This window comes from Roseomonas indoligenes (genome assembly GCF_017813365.1).
Taxonomy (GTDB): Bacteria; Pseudomonadota; Alphaproteobacteria; order Acetobacterales; family Acetobacteraceae; genus Roseomonas; species Roseomonas indoligenes.
The window spans coordinates 178,259-195,339 of the sequence record NZ_JAGIZA010000011.1; the positions used below are offsets into that span (position 1 = coordinate 178,259).

The following is a 17,081-nucleotide window of genomic DNA, read 5'->3' on the forward strand; positions in this document are numbered from 1 at the left end:
TCCCCGTTTCCTCCCGCCAGGATAGGTGCTGAGGAGGGCCGGCGACAGACCGGCCCCGGCGGGAAACAGGGGTTCAAGACAGCATGGCCATGCTCACGCGACGAATGTTGGGGATGTTCGCGGCCGGCGCGGCGCTGCCCGGGCCGGTCCTGGCACAAGGCGACGTGACGCGGATCGTGGCGGCCTTCCCGCCCGGCGCGGCGCTGGACGGCGTGGCGCGGCTGCTGGCGGATGGCGCCGCGCGCGGGGCCGATGGGCGCGCCCGCGGGGCGATGGTGGTGGACAACCGGGCCGGCGCCAACGGCAACATCGCCGCCGGCCTCGTCTCCCGCGCGATGCCGGACGGGCGGACGCTGCTGCTGGCGATCGACACGACCTTCACCCTCAATCCCTTCGTCTACCCCCATCTCGGCTACGAGCCGCGCGACCTGGAGCCGGTGGCGATCGCCGGCACCTTCCCGCTGGCGCTGCTCGTCCATCCCTCCACCGGCATCACGAGCCTGGAGGGCTTCGCGAAGGCCGCGAGGGAAAGGCCGATGCTCTATGCCTCGGCCGGTCCCGGATCGCCGGGCCACCTGGCGATGGAGTTCCTCCGCACCAGCCTCGGCCTGCGGCAAAGGGCGCTGGACCACGTGCCCTTCCGCGGCAATGCGGAGGCGATGACGGACCTTCTCGCCGGCCGGGTGAAGGCCGGCTTCATTGCCGTCTCCGGCGGCGCCGACTTCGTGAAGGACGGCCGCCTGCGGGCGATCGCCGTCTCCGGCCCCCGGCGCATGCCGATCCTGCCGGACGTGCCCACCGTGGCGGAGTCCGGCCATCCCGGCTTCGATGTGCGCTTCGCCTATGTGCTGATGGCTCCGCGGGGTCTCCCGGCGGAGACCAAGCAGGAATGGGCCGGCCTCGTCGCCGCCGTCATGCGAGAATCCGTGACGCGGGAGAGGATGGGGGCCTGGGCGGTGGATCCCGAGACCGGCGGCCCGCGAGAGGCCGCGGCTTGGATCGAGGCCGCCCATACCCGCTGGGGCCAGGTGGCCAAGGATTCCGGGCTTCGGACCGGCTGATGGGCCCTGCCATCCGGCGCCGGTCCCTGGGCGCGGCGCTCGCGGCCGGGGCCCTGGTGCGGCCGGTGCTGGCGCAATCGCCCGATCCCGCGCGCATCCTCGTGCCCTTCCCGCCCGGCGCGGCCTCCGACGGGATCGCGCGGCTGCTGGCGGAGAGGATGGTGCGGGCCGGCAACTGGGGAGGCGCGGTGCTGACGGAGAGCCGGCCGGGAGCGGGCGGCAACATCGCCGGCGCCGCCACCGCCCGCGCGCGGCCGGATGGGCGCACGATGCTGCTGACCATCGACAGCACGCTGACGGTGAACCCGCATCTCTACCCCGATCTCGGCTACGACCCCGACGCGCTGGAGCCGGTGGCGCTGATGGGCACCTTCGCCCAGGTGCTGCTGGCCCATGCCTCCTCCGGCGTGACGGACCTGCCGGGCTTCCTGGCGGCCGCGCGCGGGCGCGGCCTGTCCTATGCCTCCGGCGGGGTGGGCACGCCGGGGCAGCTGGCGATGGAGGCGCTGCGGCTGGCGGCCGGGCTGCCGGCCACGGCGCTGAACCACGTGCCCTATCGCGGCTCCGGCCCGGCGCTGACGGACCTGATCGCCGGCAATGTGCCGGTCGGCTTCCTCGCCATCTCCGGCGCGCCGGATTTCGTGCGGGACGGCCGGGTGCGGGCCATCGCCGTTTCCAGCGCGGAACGGCTGGAGACCCTGCCGGGCGTGCCGACGATCTCGGAACTCGGCTTTCCCGGCCTGGACATGGAATTCGCCAACCTGCTGATGGCGCCGAAGGGCATCCCGGCCGGCGCGCGGGACGAGGTCGCCGTTCTCGCCATGGCGATGCTGAAGGAGGAGCCGGTGCGCGCCCGCTTCGCCATGTGGAACCTCTCCACCCGCGCCGGCGGGCCGGACGAGGCGGGCGCCTGGATCGCCCGCGCCCGGCCGCGTTGGGGCGAGGTGGTGCGGGCGACGGGGATGCGGGCGGAGTAGGGTGCTACACCCCCAGCCCAGCCACGGCGGCATCCGCGACGCGGCGCTTGCGCAGCACGTCGATCGTGGCCTGGGCGGTGCTGGCGGCCACGCCCATGCGCTGCATGGCGAAGTCCGCGATGCCCAGCGCCACCTCCCGCTCGCCCATGACGGCGAGGCCGGAGGAGTCCTGTAGGTGCAGCCAGTCCACTTCCGCATCCTGGTGGGCGCGGACGGTCACGGCGATGCCGGGATTGGCGGTGCGGGCCAGTTCCACCACGCGCCGCGCATCCCAGGCCAGGGGCAGGGTGACGATCAGCAGGCGGGCCCGGTCCACATGCGCTGCCTCCAGCATCTCGGCCTGGGTGCCGTTGCCCCAGAGCACGGGGACGCCCTGCTTGTGGAGGAGGTCCACGCGGTGGCGGTCATCCTCCACCACGATGAAGGGCAGGTTATGCCGCCGCAGCGCCGCGGCCACGAGCACGCCGACGCGGCCGTAGCCGACGAGGACGGCGTGGTCCTCCAGCCGCGGCAGACTGGCGGCGAGGCGCCCCGCATCCTCCCGCCCCCGCCGCGCCCGGCCGGGCATGCGCGCGGCGAGCGTCATCAGGGCGCGATGGGTCAGGGGCATGAGAAGGATGGCGCCGAAGCTGCCGAGCAGGATGGGGCCGCGGATGGAAGCGGGCAGAAGGCCTTCGCCGATCGCCAGCTCCATCAGCACGAAGGAGAACTCACCGATCTGGGCCAGGGCGGCCGCGACCAGCGCCGCCGTGGCGGGCGGCACCCGGAGCCCGACCAGCAGGAGGAAGGTGGCGACGCCATTGGCCAGCAGCACCACGGTGAGCGCGAGGAGGGAGGTGACGGGCGTGTCCAGTACCGTCAGCGGGTTGAGCAGCATGCCGACGGAGACGAAGAAGATCGCGGCGAAGATCCGCTGCAGCGGCAGGGTCTCGGCCGCGGCCTGGTGGCCCAGATCGCTCTCCCCCAGCACCACGCCGGCGAAGAAGGCGCCGAGGGTGAAAGAGACGCCGAAAAGGGTGGAGGCCCCGAAGGCGACGCCGAGCGCCACCACCACCACGGCCAGGGTGAACAGCTCCCGCGAGGCGGAGCGCGCCACCTGGCCTAGCGCCCAGGGCAGGACGCGCCGCCCGATCACCAGCATCAGCGCGGCAAAGGCGCCGAGCTTCGCGAGTGCCAGCACCACGTTGAGGGCGAGTTCCTCGGTTCCCTCGCCCGAGGCGGCCGGCAGCAGCACGAGGCCGAGCACCACCAGCAGGTCCTGCAGAACCAGCCAGCCCAGCGCGATCTTCCCGGCCTCGCCGGAGAGCTGCCCCCGCTCCTCCAGCGCCCGCGTGGCAACGGCGGTGGAGGCGATGGCGAGCGCAAGGCCGAAGACGAGGGCGTGGCCGATGGGCAGGCCGGGCAGGGCCATGCCGAGAGCCGCGCCCAGCAGCAGCCCCAGCGCCACCTGCGCCGTCGCGCCCGGCACCGCCACGCGCCACACCGCCAGCAGGTCCCGCGGCCGGAAATGCAGCCCGACGCCGAAAAGGAGGAGGCCGACGCCGACCTCGGCCAGGGTCCGGGTGAACTCGCCGTCGATGGTGATGCCCGGCGTGTTCGGGCCGATGGCCACGCCCGCGACGAGGTAGCCCACCAGCGGCGGCATGTGGACGAGCCGGGCCGCAAGCCCGAAGGCGAAGGCGAAGGTCAGGCCCAGCACGAGGCTGGTGAGGAAGGGCGTGGCGTGTTCCATCAGGGTCGGTTTGTTGCAGCCCCCGAGGGTCAGGACCAGGGCGGAACGGTGCGATTTCCGGAGCGGCGGCCCACGGGCCTCCAAATCGGGATGACCCGCCGGCCGGCCCGCCTCAGTCCGCCTTGATGCCGGCCTGCTGGATCACCGGCTTCCAGCGCGCCAGCTCGTCCCGCACCAGGGCGGTGTAGCCGGCGCGGTCGAGGGTGCCGGGGGTGACGCCGATGCGGGCGAAGCGCTCCTTCACGAAGTCGGTCTTCAGGGCCCGGCCGATCACCTCCTGCCAGCGGTCGGACACGGTGTCCGGGATGCCTGCGGCGGCGGAGAAGCCGAACCAGCTCACGGTCGTCACCCCGGGGAAGCCGGACTCGGCGAAGGTGGGCACGCCGGGCAGGGTGGGGTCGCGCTCCGGCCCCGTCACCGCGATGGGACGAAGGCGGTTTGCCTCGAGATGGGGCAGGACGATCGGCAGGCTCTCGAACAGGCAGGGGATCTGGCCGCCCATCGTGTCCGTCATGGCGGCGGCCGAGCCGCGATAGGGCACGTGCTCCAGCGTGATCCCGGCATCGCGCGCCAGCAACTGGCCGGAGAGGTGGTTGAGCGTGCCGTTGCCGCCGGAGCCGTAGCTGAGGGGGCGTGTCTTCGCCAGGGCGACGAATTCCGCCACGGTCCGCACGGGCAGGTCGGTGTTGACGGCCAGCACACAGGCGAAGGTGCCGACCAGGTGCAGGTGGGTGAAGTCGTTGAGCGCATCATAGGGCACGCTGCGGTAGAGCACCGGGCCCGTGCCGTGGGACGCGCCGCTGGACATCATCACCACATGCGCGTCGCCGCGCGCCTTGGCCACGATGTCGGCCCCGACCATGCCGCCGGCGCCCACGCGATTCTCCAGCACGATCGGCTGGCCGAGGCTTCCGCCGATCTGCTCCGCCAGGACGCGGGACAGCGTGTCCGCTGCGCCGCCGGGCGGGAAGTTGATGATCCAGCGGATCGGGCGCGTCGGCCAGGCCGGCTGGCCTAGAACGGCGGGCACGGCCAGCAGGGATGCGCCAGCGCCCAGGAACGCCCGGCGTGCCAGGAGAGGGATCTGCTTCGTCATTGGTGTCTTTCGGGCCGGTCTTTCGAGGTGCCGGGCAATGGACAGGGCGAGAGGGCAGCGATAACGCTACGCCGCCGCAGGCATGTTGCGTGCCACGGTGCCGCCTCCACAGTGTCGGGACAGTCCATGAACGTCGATCTCCTCTTCCGTCAGGTCCGCCTCGTGGACACAGGGCCGGAGGGGGCGCCGGTGGACGTGGCGGTGGCCGGCGGGAAGGTGGCGGCGATCGCGCCGGGCCTGACCTGCCAGGCCGTGGAGGTGGTGGAGGGCGCCGGCCGGTTGCTCGCGCCGGGATTCGTCGAGACGCATATCCACCTCGACAAGACCTGCATTATCGACCGCTGCGCCTGCGAGGTGAAGCGCAACCCGCATTTGGCAATGGAGCGCGTCTCCGACGTGAAGCACAGCTTCAGCGTGGAGGATGTGCGGGACCGCGCCCGCCGCACGCTGGAGAAGTGCATCCTGCACGGCTGCACGACGATGCGCACCCATGCGGAGGTCGACCCCCGGGTGGGGCTGCGCGGCTTCGAGGGCGTGAAGTCCCTGATCGACGAGTATCGCTGGGCGATCGACATCGAGATCTGCGTGATGCCGCAGGAAGGCCTGCTGAATAACCCCGGCACGGACGAGCTGATGGTCGCGGCGCTGCGGAACGGCGCGCGGGTTGTGGGCGCGGCGCCGAACTACGACAGCGACCGCGCCGGCCAGATCCGCCGCGTCTTCGAGATGGCCCGCGAGTTCGACGTGGACATCGACATGCACCTGGACAGCGGGAGCACGCCGGAGGACCTGGACACGCTTCTGGTCTGCGAGCTGACGGAGAAGTACGGCTGGGGCGGGCGCGTTGCCGTGGGGCACGTCACGAAGCTCTCCGTCACGCCGCCGGCGGCGCTGGACGCGGTGGCGAAGCGCATGGCGGATGCCGGCGTGGCCCTGACCGTGCTGCCCTCCACGGACCTCTACCTCGGTGGGCGCGACCAGACGGAGGGCGTGCGGCGCAACGTGGTGGACGCGAACCGGCTGGTGAAGGCGGGCGTCACCTGCTCGCTCTCCTCCAACAACATCCTCAACCCCTTCACGCCCTTCGGGGATGGCCAGCTGATCCGGCAGGCGAACCTCTACGCCAACATCGTGCAGCGCGGGATGCGCGACGACCTGCGCGACACCTGGGACATGTTCACCGCGGGCTCCGCGAAGCTGATGCGGCGCAGGGATTACGGCGTGGCGGTGGGCAATCCGGCCGATCTCGTGCTGGTGGACGCGCCGAGCCCGGCCGATGCGCTGCGCGAGATCTCCCCGGTGCTGGCCGCCTTCAAGAACGGGCGCCGCACCGTCTCCCGCGCCGTACCCGTGCTGCACCGGCCGGGCTGAGTTCCCGTCAGGCGAGGATCACCAGGATCACGCTGGTGACGATGAGCATCGCGCCCACGACGTCGCGCTGCTTCAGCGGCTCCTTCAGGTACCAGCGGCCGAAGGCGAGGGTGAAGAGAATCTCCACTTGGCCGACCGAGCGCACCAGCGCCACGGGGGCCAGGGCGAAGCCGGTGAACCAGCAGGCGGAGCCGAGGGCGGAGAGAACCCCCACCGGCGCGGCGTTGCGCCAGTTGCGGAAGACCTGACCGACCGAGGCGGGTTCCCGCGCCAGCAGCCAGCCGCCCTGCATCACCGTCTGCATGAGGTTGGTGACGACGAGGGTGCAGAGCGCCCCGAGCACCTTGTCCGCCGCGGCGAGGTCCTGGTTCGCGGCGCGGATGGCGATGCCCGTGAGGCCGAAGCAGGCGCCGGCCGCGACGCCGAAGAGGGCGGCGGGCTGCGCGGTGGCGCGCAGGGCCTCGCCAGGGCTGCGGACCTGCCCGGCCATGGAGAGCCAGAGCACGGCGCAGACCCCCAGCCCCACCCCGGCCCAGGCCAGGGGCGGGATATGCTCGCCGAGCAAGACCACGGCGAAGACCGCGCCCTGGATCGCCTCCGTCTTGGAATAGGCGGTGCCGACGGCGAAGCCGCGCGGCGCGAAGGAGGAAATGAGGAAGACCGTGCCGAAGATCTGCAGCACGCCGCCGACGAGGCAGAGGAACAGCGTCCAGGGCCCGAAGGCCGGGAGCTGGCTGCCGCTCGCCCACCACCAGAGGCCGACCAGGGCCAGGCCGGGCGGCACGCCGTAGAGGTAGCGCACCACGGCCGCCGCGTTCAGGGAAAGCCGGCCGCGAAGCTTCTGCTGAAGGGCGGTGCGCCAGCATTGAAACAGGGCGGCGGAGAGGGTGGCGGCGAGCCAGAGGGGCATTCAGCGTCCGGGCGGGCAGGGTGCGCGGCCGCGAAGGGCGCGGCATCGTGGTGCCTGCCAGGGTCGGCCCCGGGCAGGCACCCCGTCAATCCCGGGTCAGTCGCGCCTGATGTCCATGGCGTCCGTGTAGTCGCTCATGTTCGCCTCGAACCGAAGCCCCTGCCGCACGCCCCAGGCGAGGGCGAGGTGGAAGAGGGGAATGATCACCACCTCGTCCGATACGTGCTTCACCGCCTGCCGCAGCACGGCCTCGCGCTCCGCCGGGTCGAGGAGGGTGAAGGACTTCTCCGTCAGCGCGTCCAGCCGCGGGTCGGAGTAGCGGCTCCAGTTGTTCACGCCCATGCGCTTGGCCGCATCCACGGTCGCGACGACGTTGCTGAGGAAGTAGGAGGCCTCGCCGGTGGAACTGGCCCAGCTGTGCAGCCACACGCCGTATTCCGCCTTGCTGGCGCGGGCGCTGAAGGCGGAGTAGGGCTGGGCGTCCACCGTGGTCGCCACGCCCATGCGCGTCCACATCGCCGCGGCCGCCTGGGCGATGCGGCTGTCATTGGCGAAGCGGTCGTTCGGCGTGTGGATGGTGACGCGGAAGCCCTGCGGGTAGCCGGCCTCGGCCAGCAGGCGCCGCCCGGCCTCCGCGTCGAAAGGCGGCACGCCGATCTCGGGGTTGTTGGAGTAGAAGCCCGCCGGCAGCCACTGGCCATAGGGCGTCCCGCGGCCTTCCATGACGCGGGAGACGAGCGCCTCCCGGTCCAGGCCGAGGCTGAGCGCGCGGCGCACGCGCAGGTCCTTGAAGGGGTTGCGGGGGAGGGGCCTGCCCTCATTGTCCGTCACGTCAGGCAGGGGGCCGTCGGTCGAGAAGTTCATCTGCAGGAAGATCAGGCGCGTGCTCTGCGTCTCCGCGACTGTCACGCGCGGGTCGCGCCGCAGGGTCTGCACGTCGTTGGCGGAGACGGCATCGATCAGGTCCACATCGCCCGAGAGCAGCGCCGCCGCGCGCGGCCCGGCCTGCGGGATGACACGCAGGTTCACGCGGGACCAGGGCTCCGCGCCGCCGAAATAGGCGTCGTTGCGCGCCAGCTCGACGAGGCTGCCGGGCTGGAAGCGCACCAGCCTGTAGGGGCCGGTGCCGATGGCGGCCTTGCCGGAATTGTAGTCCTCCGTCGTCGCGCCCTCTCCGGCATGGCGAGAGACGATGCTGACGAAGGTCAGGTCGTTCGGCAGCACGGGATGCGGGCCGGCCGTGTGCAGGCGGATCGTCAGCGGATCCACCACCTCCACCCGCGTGATCGGGCGCACGAAGCCGGCGAAGCTGCCGGGGCTGTTCGGCACCTTGGGGATGCGGTCCAGCGTGAAGGCCACGTCGTCGGCGGTGAAGCCCCGGCCATCGTGCCACTTCACGCCGGGGCGTAATTTGAATTCCCAGGCCGTGTCGCCCACCGGTGTCCAGCTCAGCGCCAGGCCGGGGATCGGGCGGATGCGCGCGTCGCGCTCCACCAGCCGGCTGAAAACGTGCAGCGCGAGGTTGTTGTTGGGCTGGAAGTTGTAGAAATGCGGGTCGGCGGAGCCGGGCGTCGTAGCGAGCCCGATGTTCAGCACATCGCCTCGCGCCCCCTGCGCCCGTGCCGCCCGGTCCAGCCCGCCCGCGGCCATGCCCAGCAGGGCGGGAAGGGCGCGGCGGCGGATGGGCGTCTGGTGCATCGCAGGACTCCTCGGGCCCGGCAGCTTTCACGCGGCTCGATCGGCTGTCAAAATCATCAACATTCATCCGTTGTGTAATCGGGTGCCCGCCGCCCCAGGCCTGGCCGAGATTGACGCCGATGGGGGAGGGCGGGACCTTCCGGCCCAACGAATCCGTGGGAGGACGACCTTGTCCCGTCGCATCGCATCGGCCCTGGCCGCGCTTGCCCTTCTCGCCGCTCCGGCGATGGCGCAGGGCCAGCCGGCGCAGCCGCCCATCCGCCTGATCGTGGGCTTCCCGCCCGGCGGCGGGATCGATCTCCTCACCCGCGTGATGGGGGAGGGCCTTTCGGCCCGGCTCGGCCGCACGGTGGTGGTGGAGAACCGGGCGGGGGCGGGCGGCAACATCGCGGCGGACGCGGTGGCGAAGGCGGCGCCGGACGGCAACACGCTCGGTGCCGTCCCCGCCGGGCCGCTGGTGATCAACCGGCACATCTACCGCTCCATGCCCTTCGACCCGCTGCGGGACTTCACCCCGATCAGCCGCTTCGCCGCCATGCCTGTGGTGTTCCTGGCCGCGCCGAATTCGGGGATCGCCGATATCGCCGGGCTTCGCGCGGCGCTGGAGAAGGGGCCGCTGCCCTGCGGCACGCCGGGGGCGGGCACCACGCAGCACCTCGCCTTGGCCCTGCTGATGCGGGAGATCGGGCGGGACTGCACCATCGTGCACTACCGCGGCACCGGCCCGGCCCTGCCGGACCTGCTGACGGGCACGATCAGTCTCTACGTGGATACGGTCGTCACCGGCCTGCCGCCGGCGCGGGACGGGCGGGCGCGGGCCATCGCCATCGCCTCCCCCGCCCGCTCCGCCCTGGCGCCGGACGTGCCGGTGGTGGCGGAGAGCGTGCCGGGCTTCGTGGCGGAGACCTGGCTCGCCCTGGTCGGCCCGCGCGGCTTGCCGGAGCCGGTGGCGGCGCGGCTGGAGGAGGCGATGATCGCCCTGGCCCGCGACCCGGCCGTGGTAGCCCGGCTGCGGGACCTGGCCTCCGACCCCGTCGGTTCCACCCGGGCAGAGCTGGCCGAGACAATCCGCGCCCAGGACGCCGTCTGGGGGCCGGTGGCGAAGGCGGCGAACGTGACCGCGGACTGAGGTGGCGCCAGGGACGGGGCGGGCGGCACGTGGCATAGAGGCCGGCGATGTCCCCCGTCCTCTCCGGCCTGCTGCTCCAGTTCACGGCCATCGCCCTCTTCGTCGGGCTGGACACGGTCACGAAGCTGCTGACGGTGGACTACCCCGTCCCGCAGATCGTCTTCATGCGCTTCCTGTTCCACACGCTGCTGGTGGCGGCGGCGCTGCGGCTGGCCACGGGGCGGCTGCCCTGGCGCAGCCGGGCGCCGGGGCTGGAGGCGGTGCGGAGCCTCTGCCTTCTGGTGGCCAACGGCCTCGTCGTCCTAGCCTTCTACTACATTCCCCTGGCCGACGCCGCCGCCGTCACCTTCGCCTCGCCCCTCTTCACCGCGGGGCTCGCCGCCCTGCTGCTGGGGGAGGTGGTGGGGCCGCGCCGCTGGCTGGGGATCGGGATCGGGCTGGTGGGGGTGATGATCGCCCTGCGGCCGCCCTTCCTGACGGGGGAGATGCCGCATCCCGCGCTGTTCCTGCCGCTGGGCACGGCCGCCTTCTTCGGGGCCTATCAGATCCTCACCCGCAAGCTGTCCGAGGTGGACAGCCCTTCGACGATCATCCTGCACACCGGCCTCGCCGCCGGCGCCGTCTCGGGCCTCGTGCAGCCCTTCGTGTGGCAGGACCCGACGGGATGGGCTTGGGGGCTCATGGCCCTGGCCGGGGTGTTCGGCCTTTCCGGCCACTACCTCCTCGTGCTCGCTTATTCCCGGGCGCCCGCCAGCATCCTGGCGCCGATGACCTATACCCAGCTGATCTGGGCCACCCTCTCCTCGGCGATCGTCTTCGGGGACATGCCGGATGGCTGGATGCTGCTGGGGGCGGGGGTGATCGCGACGGGCGGCATCATCACCAGCCTGCCGGCGCGGCGCCGGCCCGGCTGACCGGCTGGACGGGCCGGCGAAAGCGGGCCGCCCGGGTTGACCGTTCGGCGGCCCCGCCACAGCCTGCGGCCCTCAAGGGAGGGCAGCATGGCCGAGTACGGGATGATCAGGGCGGAGACGCGCGGCAAGGTGGGGCTGATCACCCTGGACCGCCCCTCGGCCCTCAACGCGCTCTGCGACCAGCTGACGACGGAGCTGGGCCAGGCCCTGCTGGCCTTCGACGCCGATGCGGCCGTGGGCGCCATCGTCATCACCGGCAGCGAGAAGGCCTTCGCCGCCGGGGCCGACATCAAGGAGATGAAGGACCGCACCTACCCTGCCATCCACTTCGAGGACTTCATCGGCACGAAGTGGGAAACGGTCCTGGCGGTAAAGAAGCCGGTGATCGCGGCGGTGGCGGGTTTCGCCCTCGGCGGGGGCTGCGAGCTGGCGATGATGTGCGACATCATCCTGGCCGCCGAGAACGCCAAGTTCGGCCAGCCCGAGATCCGGCTGGGGATCATCCCCGGCGCCGGCGGCTCCCAGCGGCTGATCCGGGCCGTGGGCAAGTCCAAGGCGATGGACATGATCCTGACCGGCCGGATGATGGACGCCACCGAGGCGGAGCGCTGCAACCTCGTCACCCGCGTGGTGCCGGTGGAGAGCCTCGTGGAGGAGGCGCTGAAGATGGGGGAGGCGATGGCTTCCTTCTCCCTGCCCTCCGTGGTGATGGCGAAGGAGGCGGTGAACGCCGCCTACGAGTTGTCTCTGCGGGAGGGGGTGCGCTTCGAGCGGCGCCTTTTCCACAGCCTGTTTGCGACCGAGGACCAGAAGGAGGGGATGGCCGCCTTCGCCGAGAAGCGGAAGCCGGCCTTCCGCAACGCGTAGCGGGGCCTCGGGAGGGTCTGCCGGACTCTTCCTTGACTCCCGGGGGGGCTGTGGATAGAACGCCCCCCTCTCGCGGCCGCCCCAGGTGGTGCGCGTCCCGTGAACATTTCGACTGGTATCCTCAAGGCCCATGGCGAACACCGCTTCCGCGCGCAAGCGCATCCGTCAGATCGAGAAGCGCACCGAGCGCAACCGCGCCCGGCGCTCGCGCGTCCGCACCTTCCTCCGCGCCGTCGAGGACGCGATCACGGGCGGCGACAAGGCCAAGGCCCAGGAGGCGTTCCGCCTGGCCCAGCCGGAGATGCAGCGCGCCGCCGACAAGGGCGTGGCGCATGACAACACCGTCGCCCGCAAGCTGTCGCGCCTTTCCGCGCGCATCAAGGCGCTCGCCGCGGCCTGATCGGTCCCGGGGCGCCCATCGGGCGCCTCGTCTGGCGGATATCCAGTAAAGTCGTGATGCCGAGGCGTCACGGTGCTTGCGCGCCGTGGCGTTTTTCTTTGTGCGCGCGGTCGTAATGCCGGGAACGTATTTGGCGTTTACCTGGAACGGGGCCGCAAGTTACGCTTCGTCATGGTCCTGCCGCCATGGTGACATGGAGCGGGAAGGGGGTCGGGGGTGGATCGCATGCCGGAACAGCACGCCGAAGTTGCGTCCGCCGTCCCGGCGCAAGGCCTCCCTGATTCCGGCGCGGCCGATCCGGCCCGCCTGGATGCCGCCTGGGCGCGCATCCGTGGCCGCCTGCGCGAGGAGGTCGGCGAGGCCGAGTACCGCACATGGCTGCGCCAGCTGACCCTCGCCGGGGTGGAGGGCGAGGAGGCGGTTGTCCACGTCCCCACACGCTTCCTGCGGGACTGGCTGCGCGGCCAGTACGGCGACCGGCTGCGGGCGCTGTGGCAGGCCGAGGCGGTGGGCGTGCGCCGCGTAGACATCCGCGTGGCCTCCGCCGGGGCCCCGGCGCCCGAGGCGGCACCGGCCGCGGCGCCGCCACCAGTCGTCGCGGAGCAGGCCGAGCCGGCGGCCCGGCCGGTCCCGGAGGCGGCCAGGCCCGATCCGCGGGGTGACTGGGCCGCACCCCTGGACCCGCGCTTCACCTTCGACAGCTTCATCGTGGGCAAGCCGAACGAGTTCGCCCATGCCTGCGCCCGGCGCGTGGCGGAGAAGCCGAACTCGCCGGGGTTCAACCCGCTGTTCCTTTATGGCGGCGTCGGGCTGGGCAAGACCCACCTGATGCACTCCATCGCCTGGGCGATCCGCGAGCCGCAGGCGGGCGGCCCCGGCCGGTCCGTCGCCTACATGTCCGCCGAGAAGTTCATGTACCGCTTCATCGCGGCCCTGCGCTCGCAGTCCACCATGGAGTTCAAGGAGAGCCTGCGCTCCGTCGACGTGCTGATGATCGACGACCTGCAGTTCCTGATCGGCAAGGACAACACGCAGGAGGAGTTCTTCCACACCTTCAATGCGCTGGTGGACCAGGGCAAGCAGATCGTCGTCTCCTCCGACAAGCCGCCCAGCGACCTGGCGGGGCTGGAGGACCGGCTGCGGACGCGGCTGGGCTGCGGCATGGTGGCCGATATCCACGCCACCACTTACGAGCTCCGCATCTCCATCCTGGAGAGCAAGGCGGCGACGGCCGGTGTGGACGTTCCGGCGCGGGTTCTGGAATTCCTGGCGCACAAGATCACCAGCAACGTGCGCGAGCTGGAAGGGGCGCTGAACCGCCTGATCGCCCATGCCAACCTCTTTGGCCGCCCGGTGACGCTGGAATCCTGCCAGGAGGTGCTGCACGACATCCTGCGGGCCCATGATCGCCGCGTGACGATCGAGGAGATCCAGAAGCGGGTCGCCGAGCACTACAACATCCGCCTGACGGACATGTCCTCCGCCCGGCGCGCGCGCAACGTGGCGCGGCCTCGGCAGGTGGCCATGTACCTGTCGAAGCAGCTCACCTCCCGCTCCCTGCCGGAGATCGGACGGCGCTTCGGCAACCGCGACCACACCACGGTGATGCACGCCGTCTCCCGCGTGGCGGAGCTGATGCAGGGCGATGCCGGCTTCGCGGAGGACGTGGAACTGCTCCGGCGGATGCTGGAAACCTGAGCGCCGTCGTCCCGCGCGCGGTTGTCGTCGGCGCTGCCGGCGGCATCGGCGCCGCCCTTGCGGCGGCGCTGGAAGCGCGGGGCGAAGCCGTCCTGCAGCTGGGGCGCCGTACGGACCCCTTCCTCGACCTGCTGGACGAGGTGAGCATCGCGGCCGCGGCCGGGGTTGCCGGGACCGGCCTGACCCTGGTCATCGACGCCACGGGCTTCCTGCACGATGCCCACTACCGCCCGGAGAAGGCGATCCGCGAGATCGACCCCGTCCACATGGCCCACAGCTTCGCCGTGAATGCCATCGGCCCCGCCCTGCTGATGAAGCACTTCCTCCCCCGCCTCGCGCGGGACCGCCGCGCTGTCTTTGCCACCCTCTCCGCGCGGGTCGGCAGCATCTCGGACAACCGGCTCGGCGGGTGGGTCAGCTACCGCGCCGCCAAGGCGGCGCTGAACCAGATCGTCCGCACCGCCTCCATCGAGCTGGCCCGCACCCACCGGCAGGCGGTTCTCGTCGCGCTGCATCCCGGCACCGTGGAAACGGGCCTTTCCGCCCCCTTCTCCAGGGCGGGGCTGGAGGTGCAGGAGCCATCCGCCGCCGCCGCCCGGCTGCTATCGGTGATCGACGCCCTAACACCCGACCGGACCGGCCTGCTGATCGACCATCGGGGCGAGACAGTCGCGCCGTAGCCCCTGGCCTTCACGGCGCCTTTTCAGGATGATACGAGGATCATTCGGGGGCTTCTCGCCCTCCACAGCGTTCCGGGGATGTCGGTTATGAAATTCACGGTGGACCGGGCGGTGCTCCTGAAGGCTCTCGCCCATGTCCAGAGCGTGGTGGAGCGGCGCAACACCATCCCCATCCTGGCGAATGTGCTGCTGGACGCTGCCGAGGGCCGCCTGCGCCTGACCGCGACGGACATGGAGATCGCGGTCGTCGAGGAGGTGCCGGGCATCGAGGTGGGGCGCGAAGGCCGTTGCACCGCGCCCGCCGCCACCCTGTTCGAGATCGTGCGCAGGCTGCCTGACGGCGTGAAGGTGGAGCTGGACCACAAGGGCGGCGATGCCCCGCTGGGCCTGCGCGCCGGCCGCTACAACACGAGCCTGACGGCCCTGCCCGTGGAGGACTTCCCCTCCATGACCGAGGGCAAGCTGCCCCATAAGTTCAGCGTCCCGGCCGGGCTGCTGCGGGACCTGGTGGACCGGACCCGGTTCGCCATCTCCACCGAGGAGACGCGCTACTACCTCAACGGCATCTACCTGCACGCGACCGAGGTGAACGGCACGAAGGTGCTGCGCGCCGTGGCGACGGACGGCCACCGCCTGGCGCGGGTGGAGGAGCCCCTGCCGGACGGCGCCGAGGGCATGCCGGGCGTGATCGTACCCCGCAAGACGATCGCCGAGCTGCGCAAGCTGGCTGAGGAGGCCGTGGACGAGATCGAGATGCGGCTCTCCGACACGAAGCTGCAGGTGAAGGTCGGGACCGTCACCCTGACGAGCAAGCTCATCGACGGCACCTTCCCCGACTATGAGCGGGTAATCCCCAAGGGGAACGACCGCGTGATGTCCGTGGACAAGACGGCCTTCGCCGCCGCCGTGGACCGGGTGGCCGCCATCTCCTCCGAGCGGTCGCGGCCGGTGAAGCTCTCGCTGGAGAAGAACCACCTCCTCCTCACCGCCGCCTCCCCGGACCAGGGGCAGGCGCAGGAGGAGCTGGACAACGACACTGTGACCTATGACTCCGCCCCGCTGGAGATCGGCTTCCAGGCCCGCTACCTGAAGGACATCACGGACCAGGTGGACGGGCAGGTGGAGTTCCGCTTCGCCGACGGCTCCGCCCCCACCATCGTGCAGGACGCGGCCAAGCCGGAAGCACTCTATGTGCTGATGCCGATGCGGGTCTGACTCACACCAACAGCTTCTGTGTAAACTGAGGGCCAGCTATTCAAGAACACAATGCCGCTGAGGGGCTAAGAAACTGAAGGCGGCATTCCGGGGCTAGGCATGAAATGTACCGTCTAGGTTTCGGTAAACTGGTCCTCAACAACTCCTGTCAGCACGGCTTTTTTAGCAGTTTTGCATGTAACCGAAACGAGGGTTTAGGGTGGCTGTTCAGCGCCAATGGGCACTGGGATGCCAATAAGGGATGGTGCCGGCCATGCCGACCCCGGCAGTCCCCGGGCCGATCTTGCCGTGAGCAATGACGGCGGTTTCGATATCTCTACGGCTTACGTCTTGGTCAGTCGCGGTTAGGTGCTCAACCTCGGCAAGATCGGTCACGATGGCGGGCGTAGCATTCAGAGCAACGAGGCAGTCGCGCGGACTATCGATTACAGCAACTACCGAGCCAAGCTCGCGCCATGGCCAACCGAAGCTTTCACTCTCTCGGGCAATGATCGGGGGCATGCGGCTGTTCCGGATAGCGGCTACCAGCTTGATCGCCCGAGCCGCCCTCGCCGCAGCAACATCCAAGGTTTGTACACAATCAACCTACCAGCGTCTGCTGCTATTCAGCGCCGCGCCTAAGCTTCAACGATGCCTCATGGCAGCAGATGCCCTGGAACCCGATACCAGGGCGCACTCATCAAGTCCGGATACCGCGGGTCGATGAAAGCGTCTCGGCGCGCATACCGGCGTCGCCCCTGCATCCGTGAACGGCTACACTGAGAAAGGCACAGAATCATCCCTTTCTCTTTGAACATGCCTGACAAGTCAGCCTTGCAGATCATTGGTGGTCTCGGCTGACGTCACCGTCAAACTGGGATGAGTGAAGCAATCATTGCTGCAATAGGTAGTTCTACGTATTCCGGAGCCATAGTAGGTAGTTCTACATATTGCAAAAATCCAACAGTTCTTGTTGTTAGGTCTGGGTTCGCCACCTCCGTGGTCTTCTTGATTGATTGAGGCTCTCCATTACTCCCCAATCCGATCTGGGGTTCTGGAGAAAGCATCACATGACTTGGTCGGTCCGGATTGCTGTCCTTCATGGCGGAGAGCGCTTTCCTCTCCTTGTAGAGGACGGACCACTTGGTCTCCCTGACCCCGAAGCTACCCGCTACACCCTTTCCGCCTTACGCCAGCGCGATGCGGTAGCAACTATGCGCCGCAAGCTCTTAGTGACTGTTTGAGAACTCAGCGGTGGGTGATCCTGCGGAGGAGGAGGGCGCCCATGGCGACGTGGATCATGGCCTCGGAGACGTCGAGGCGGCGCTCGTAGTCGCGGACCAAACGGCGCCAA

General features: G+C 70.4%; 16 protein-coding genes and 1 pseudogene. 10 read left to right on the forward strand and 7 right to left on the reverse strand.

The features are described 5' to 3' along the window. The first annotated feature begins 89 nt into the window (after positions 1-89). The gene (locus tag J5Y10_RS18075) at positions 90-1,061 is read left to right on the forward strand and encodes a Bug family tripartite tricarboxylate transporter substrate binding protein (protein WP_209375432.1); all 972 of its coding nucleotides are present in this window, start codon (positions 90-92) and stop codon (positions 1,059-1,061) included. After that, complete coding sequence (locus J5Y10_RS18080; protein WP_209375433.1) at positions 1,061-2,038, forward strand: Bug family tripartite tricarboxylate transporter substrate binding protein; 978 nt, start codon at positions 1,061-1,063, stop codon at positions 2,036-2,038. The genes J5Y10_RS18075 and J5Y10_RS18080 overlap by 1 nt, the downstream gene beginning before the upstream one ends. Positions 2,039-2,042: 4 nt before the next feature. Here J5Y10_RS18080 and J5Y10_RS18085 read toward each other — a convergent pair whose 3' ends face one another. Continuing rightward, positions 2,043-3,770 (reverse strand): cation:proton antiporter domain-containing protein, encoded by a 1,728-nt coding sequence (locus J5Y10_RS18085; RefSeq protein ID WP_209375434.1) that lies wholly within the window; start codon positions 3,768-3,770, stop codon positions 2,043-2,045. Between the two features lie 112 nt (positions 3,771-3,882). Continuing rightward, on the reverse strand, positions 3,883-4,866 hold the full coding sequence (locus tag J5Y10_RS18090; protein WP_209375435.1) for a Bug family tripartite tricarboxylate transporter substrate binding protein: 984 nt from the start codon (positions 4,864-4,866) through the stop codon (positions 3,883-3,885). A gap of 126 nt (positions 4,867-4,992) precedes the next feature. On the opposite strand from J5Y10_RS18090, the gene J5Y10_RS18095 reads away from it, so the two are divergent. Then, complete coding sequence (locus J5Y10_RS18095) at positions 4,993-6,237, forward strand: amidohydrolase family protein (protein ID WP_209375436.1); 1,245 nt, start codon at positions 4,993-4,995, stop codon at positions 6,235-6,237. A 7-nt stretch (positions 6,238-6,244) separates the two neighbouring features. Here J5Y10_RS18095 and J5Y10_RS18100 read toward each other — a convergent pair whose 3' ends face one another. Next, entirely contained in the window at positions 6,245-7,147 is a 903-nt protein-coding gene (locus tag J5Y10_RS18100) for a DMT family transporter (RefSeq protein WP_209375437.1), read from the reverse strand. Between the two features lie 96 nt (positions 7,148-7,243). After that, the gene (locus J5Y10_RS18105) at positions 7,244-8,845 is read right to left on the reverse strand and encodes an ABC transporter substrate-binding protein (protein ID WP_209375438.1); all 1,602 of its coding nucleotides are present in this window, start codon (positions 8,843-8,845) and stop codon (positions 7,244-7,246) included. 169 nt (positions 8,846-9,014) lie between these two features. On the opposite strand from J5Y10_RS18105, the gene J5Y10_RS18110 reads away from it, so the two are divergent. From J5Y10_RS18110 to dnaN, 7 genes are all read left to right on the forward strand, one after another. After that, entirely contained in the window at positions 9,015-9,974 is a 960-nt protein-coding gene (locus tag J5Y10_RS18110) for a Bug family tripartite tricarboxylate transporter substrate binding protein (protein WP_209375439.1), read from the forward strand. 47 nt (positions 9,975-10,021) lie between these two features. Next, complete coding sequence (locus J5Y10_RS18115; RefSeq protein WP_209375440.1) at positions 10,022-10,888, forward strand: DMT family transporter; 867 nt, start codon at positions 10,022-10,024, stop codon at positions 10,886-10,888. Positions 10,889-10,975: 87 nt separating this feature from the next. Further along, positions 10,976-11,755: an enoyl-CoA hydratase gene (locus tag J5Y10_RS18120; protein ID WP_209375441.1), complete on the forward strand. Its 780-nt coding sequence runs from the start codon at positions 10,976-10,978 to the stop codon at positions 11,753-11,755. A 130-nt stretch (positions 11,756-11,885) separates the two neighbouring features. Beyond that, positions 11,886-12,155: a 30S ribosomal protein S20 gene (rpsT, locus tag J5Y10_RS18125; protein ID WP_209375442.1), complete on the forward strand. Its 270-nt coding sequence runs from the start codon at positions 11,886-11,888 to the stop codon at positions 12,153-12,155. Between the two features lie 225 nt (positions 12,156-12,380). Further along, positions 12,381-13,853, forward strand: coding sequence for a chromosomal replication initiator protein DnaA (gene dnaA, locus J5Y10_RS18130; protein ID WP_209375443.1), 1,473 nt, complete (start codon positions 12,381-12,383; stop codon positions 13,851-13,853). A gap of 140 nt (positions 13,854-13,993) precedes the next feature. Then, positions 13,994-14,533 carry an SDR family oxidoreductase gene (locus J5Y10_RS27985; protein WP_342452957.1) on the forward strand — a complete coding sequence of 180 codons (540 nt, stop codon included), beginning with the start codon at positions 13,994-13,996 and terminating at the stop codon, positions 14,531-14,533. A gap of 87 nt (positions 14,534-14,620) precedes the next feature. Then, a complete protein-coding gene (gene dnaN, locus J5Y10_RS18140) occupies positions 14,621-15,748 on the forward strand; it encodes a DNA polymerase III subunit beta (RefSeq protein ID WP_209375444.1) in 1,128 nt (375 codons plus the stop codon). 207 nt (positions 15,749-15,955) lie between these two features. Here the strand turns inward: dnaN and J5Y10_RS18145 are convergent, their stop codons facing one another. The 3 genes and pseudogenes from J5Y10_RS18145 to J5Y10_RS18155 form a co-directional block, all read right to left on the reverse strand. Continuing rightward, the gene (locus tag J5Y10_RS18145; protein WP_209375445.1) at positions 15,956-16,249 is read right to left on the reverse strand and encodes a hypothetical protein; all 294 of its coding nucleotides are present in this window, start codon (positions 16,247-16,249) and stop codon (positions 15,956-15,958) included. 347 nt (positions 16,250-16,596) lie between these two features. Beyond that, the gene (locus J5Y10_RS18150) at positions 16,597-16,830 is read right to left on the reverse strand and encodes a hypothetical protein (protein WP_209375446.1); all 234 of its coding nucleotides are present in this window, start codon (positions 16,828-16,830) and stop codon (positions 16,597-16,599) included. A 145-nt stretch (positions 16,831-16,975) separates the two neighbouring features. After that, positions 16,976-17,081, reverse strand: a pseudogene (locus J5Y10_RS18155) (IS5-like element ISRso1 family transposase); the annotation flags it as partial.

What these genes read in the sequence shown, in the direction of transcription:
- J5Y10_RS18075 (WP_209375432.1), top strand. Translation starts at nt 90, where the DNA reads ATGCTCACGCGACGAATGTTGGGGATGTTCGCGGCCGGCGCGGCGCTG.
- J5Y10_RS18080 (WP_209375433.1), top strand. Translation starts at nt 1,061, where the DNA reads ATGGGCCCTGCCATCCGGCGCCGGTCCCTGGGCGCGGCGCTCGCGGCC.
- J5Y10_RS18085 (WP_209375434.1), bottom strand. Translation starts at nt 3,770, where the DNA reads ATGGAACACGCCACGCCCTTCCTCACCAGCCTCGTGCTGGGCCTGACC.
- J5Y10_RS18090 (WP_209375435.1), bottom strand. Translation starts at nt 4,866, where the DNA reads ATGACGAAGCAGATCCCTCTCCTGGCACGCCGGGCGTTCCTGGGCGCT.
- J5Y10_RS18095 (WP_209375436.1), top strand. Translation starts at nt 4,993, where the DNA reads ATGAACGTCGATCTCCTCTTCCGTCAGGTCCGCCTCGTGGACACAGGG.
- J5Y10_RS18100 (WP_209375437.1), bottom strand. Translation starts at nt 7,147, where the DNA reads ATGCCCCTCTGGCTCGCCGCCACCCTCTCCGCCGCCCTGTTTCAATGC.
- J5Y10_RS18105 (WP_209375438.1), bottom strand. Translation starts at nt 8,845, where the DNA reads ATGCACCAGACGCCCATCCGCCGCCGCGCCCTTCCCGCCCTGCTGGGC.
- J5Y10_RS18115 (WP_209375440.1), top strand. Translation starts at nt 10,022, where the DNA reads ATGTCCCCCGTCCTCTCCGGCCTGCTGCTCCAGTTCACGGCCATCGCC.
- J5Y10_RS18120 (WP_209375441.1), top strand. Translation starts at nt 10,976, where the DNA reads ATGGCCGAGTACGGGATGATCAGGGCGGAGACGCGCGGCAAGGTGGGG.
- rpsT (WP_209375442.1), top strand. Translation starts at nt 11,886, where the DNA reads ATGGCGAACACCGCTTCCGCGCGCAAGCGCATCCGTCAGATCGAGAAG.
- dnaA (WP_209375443.1), top strand. Translation starts at nt 12,381, where the DNA reads ATGCCGGAACAGCACGCCGAAGTTGCGTCCGCCGTCCCGGCGCAAGGC.
- dnaN (WP_209375444.1), top strand. Translation starts at nt 14,621, where the DNA reads ATGAAATTCACGGTGGACCGGGCGGTGCTCCTGAAGGCTCTCGCCCAT.
- J5Y10_RS18145 (WP_209375445.1), bottom strand. Translation starts at nt 16,249, where the DNA reads ATGCCCCCGATCATTGCCCGAGAGAGTGAAAGCTTCGGTTGGCCATGG.
- J5Y10_RS18150 (WP_209375446.1), bottom strand. Translation starts at nt 16,830, where the DNA reads ATGAAGGACAGCAATCCGGACCGACCAAGTCATGTGATGCTTTCTCCA.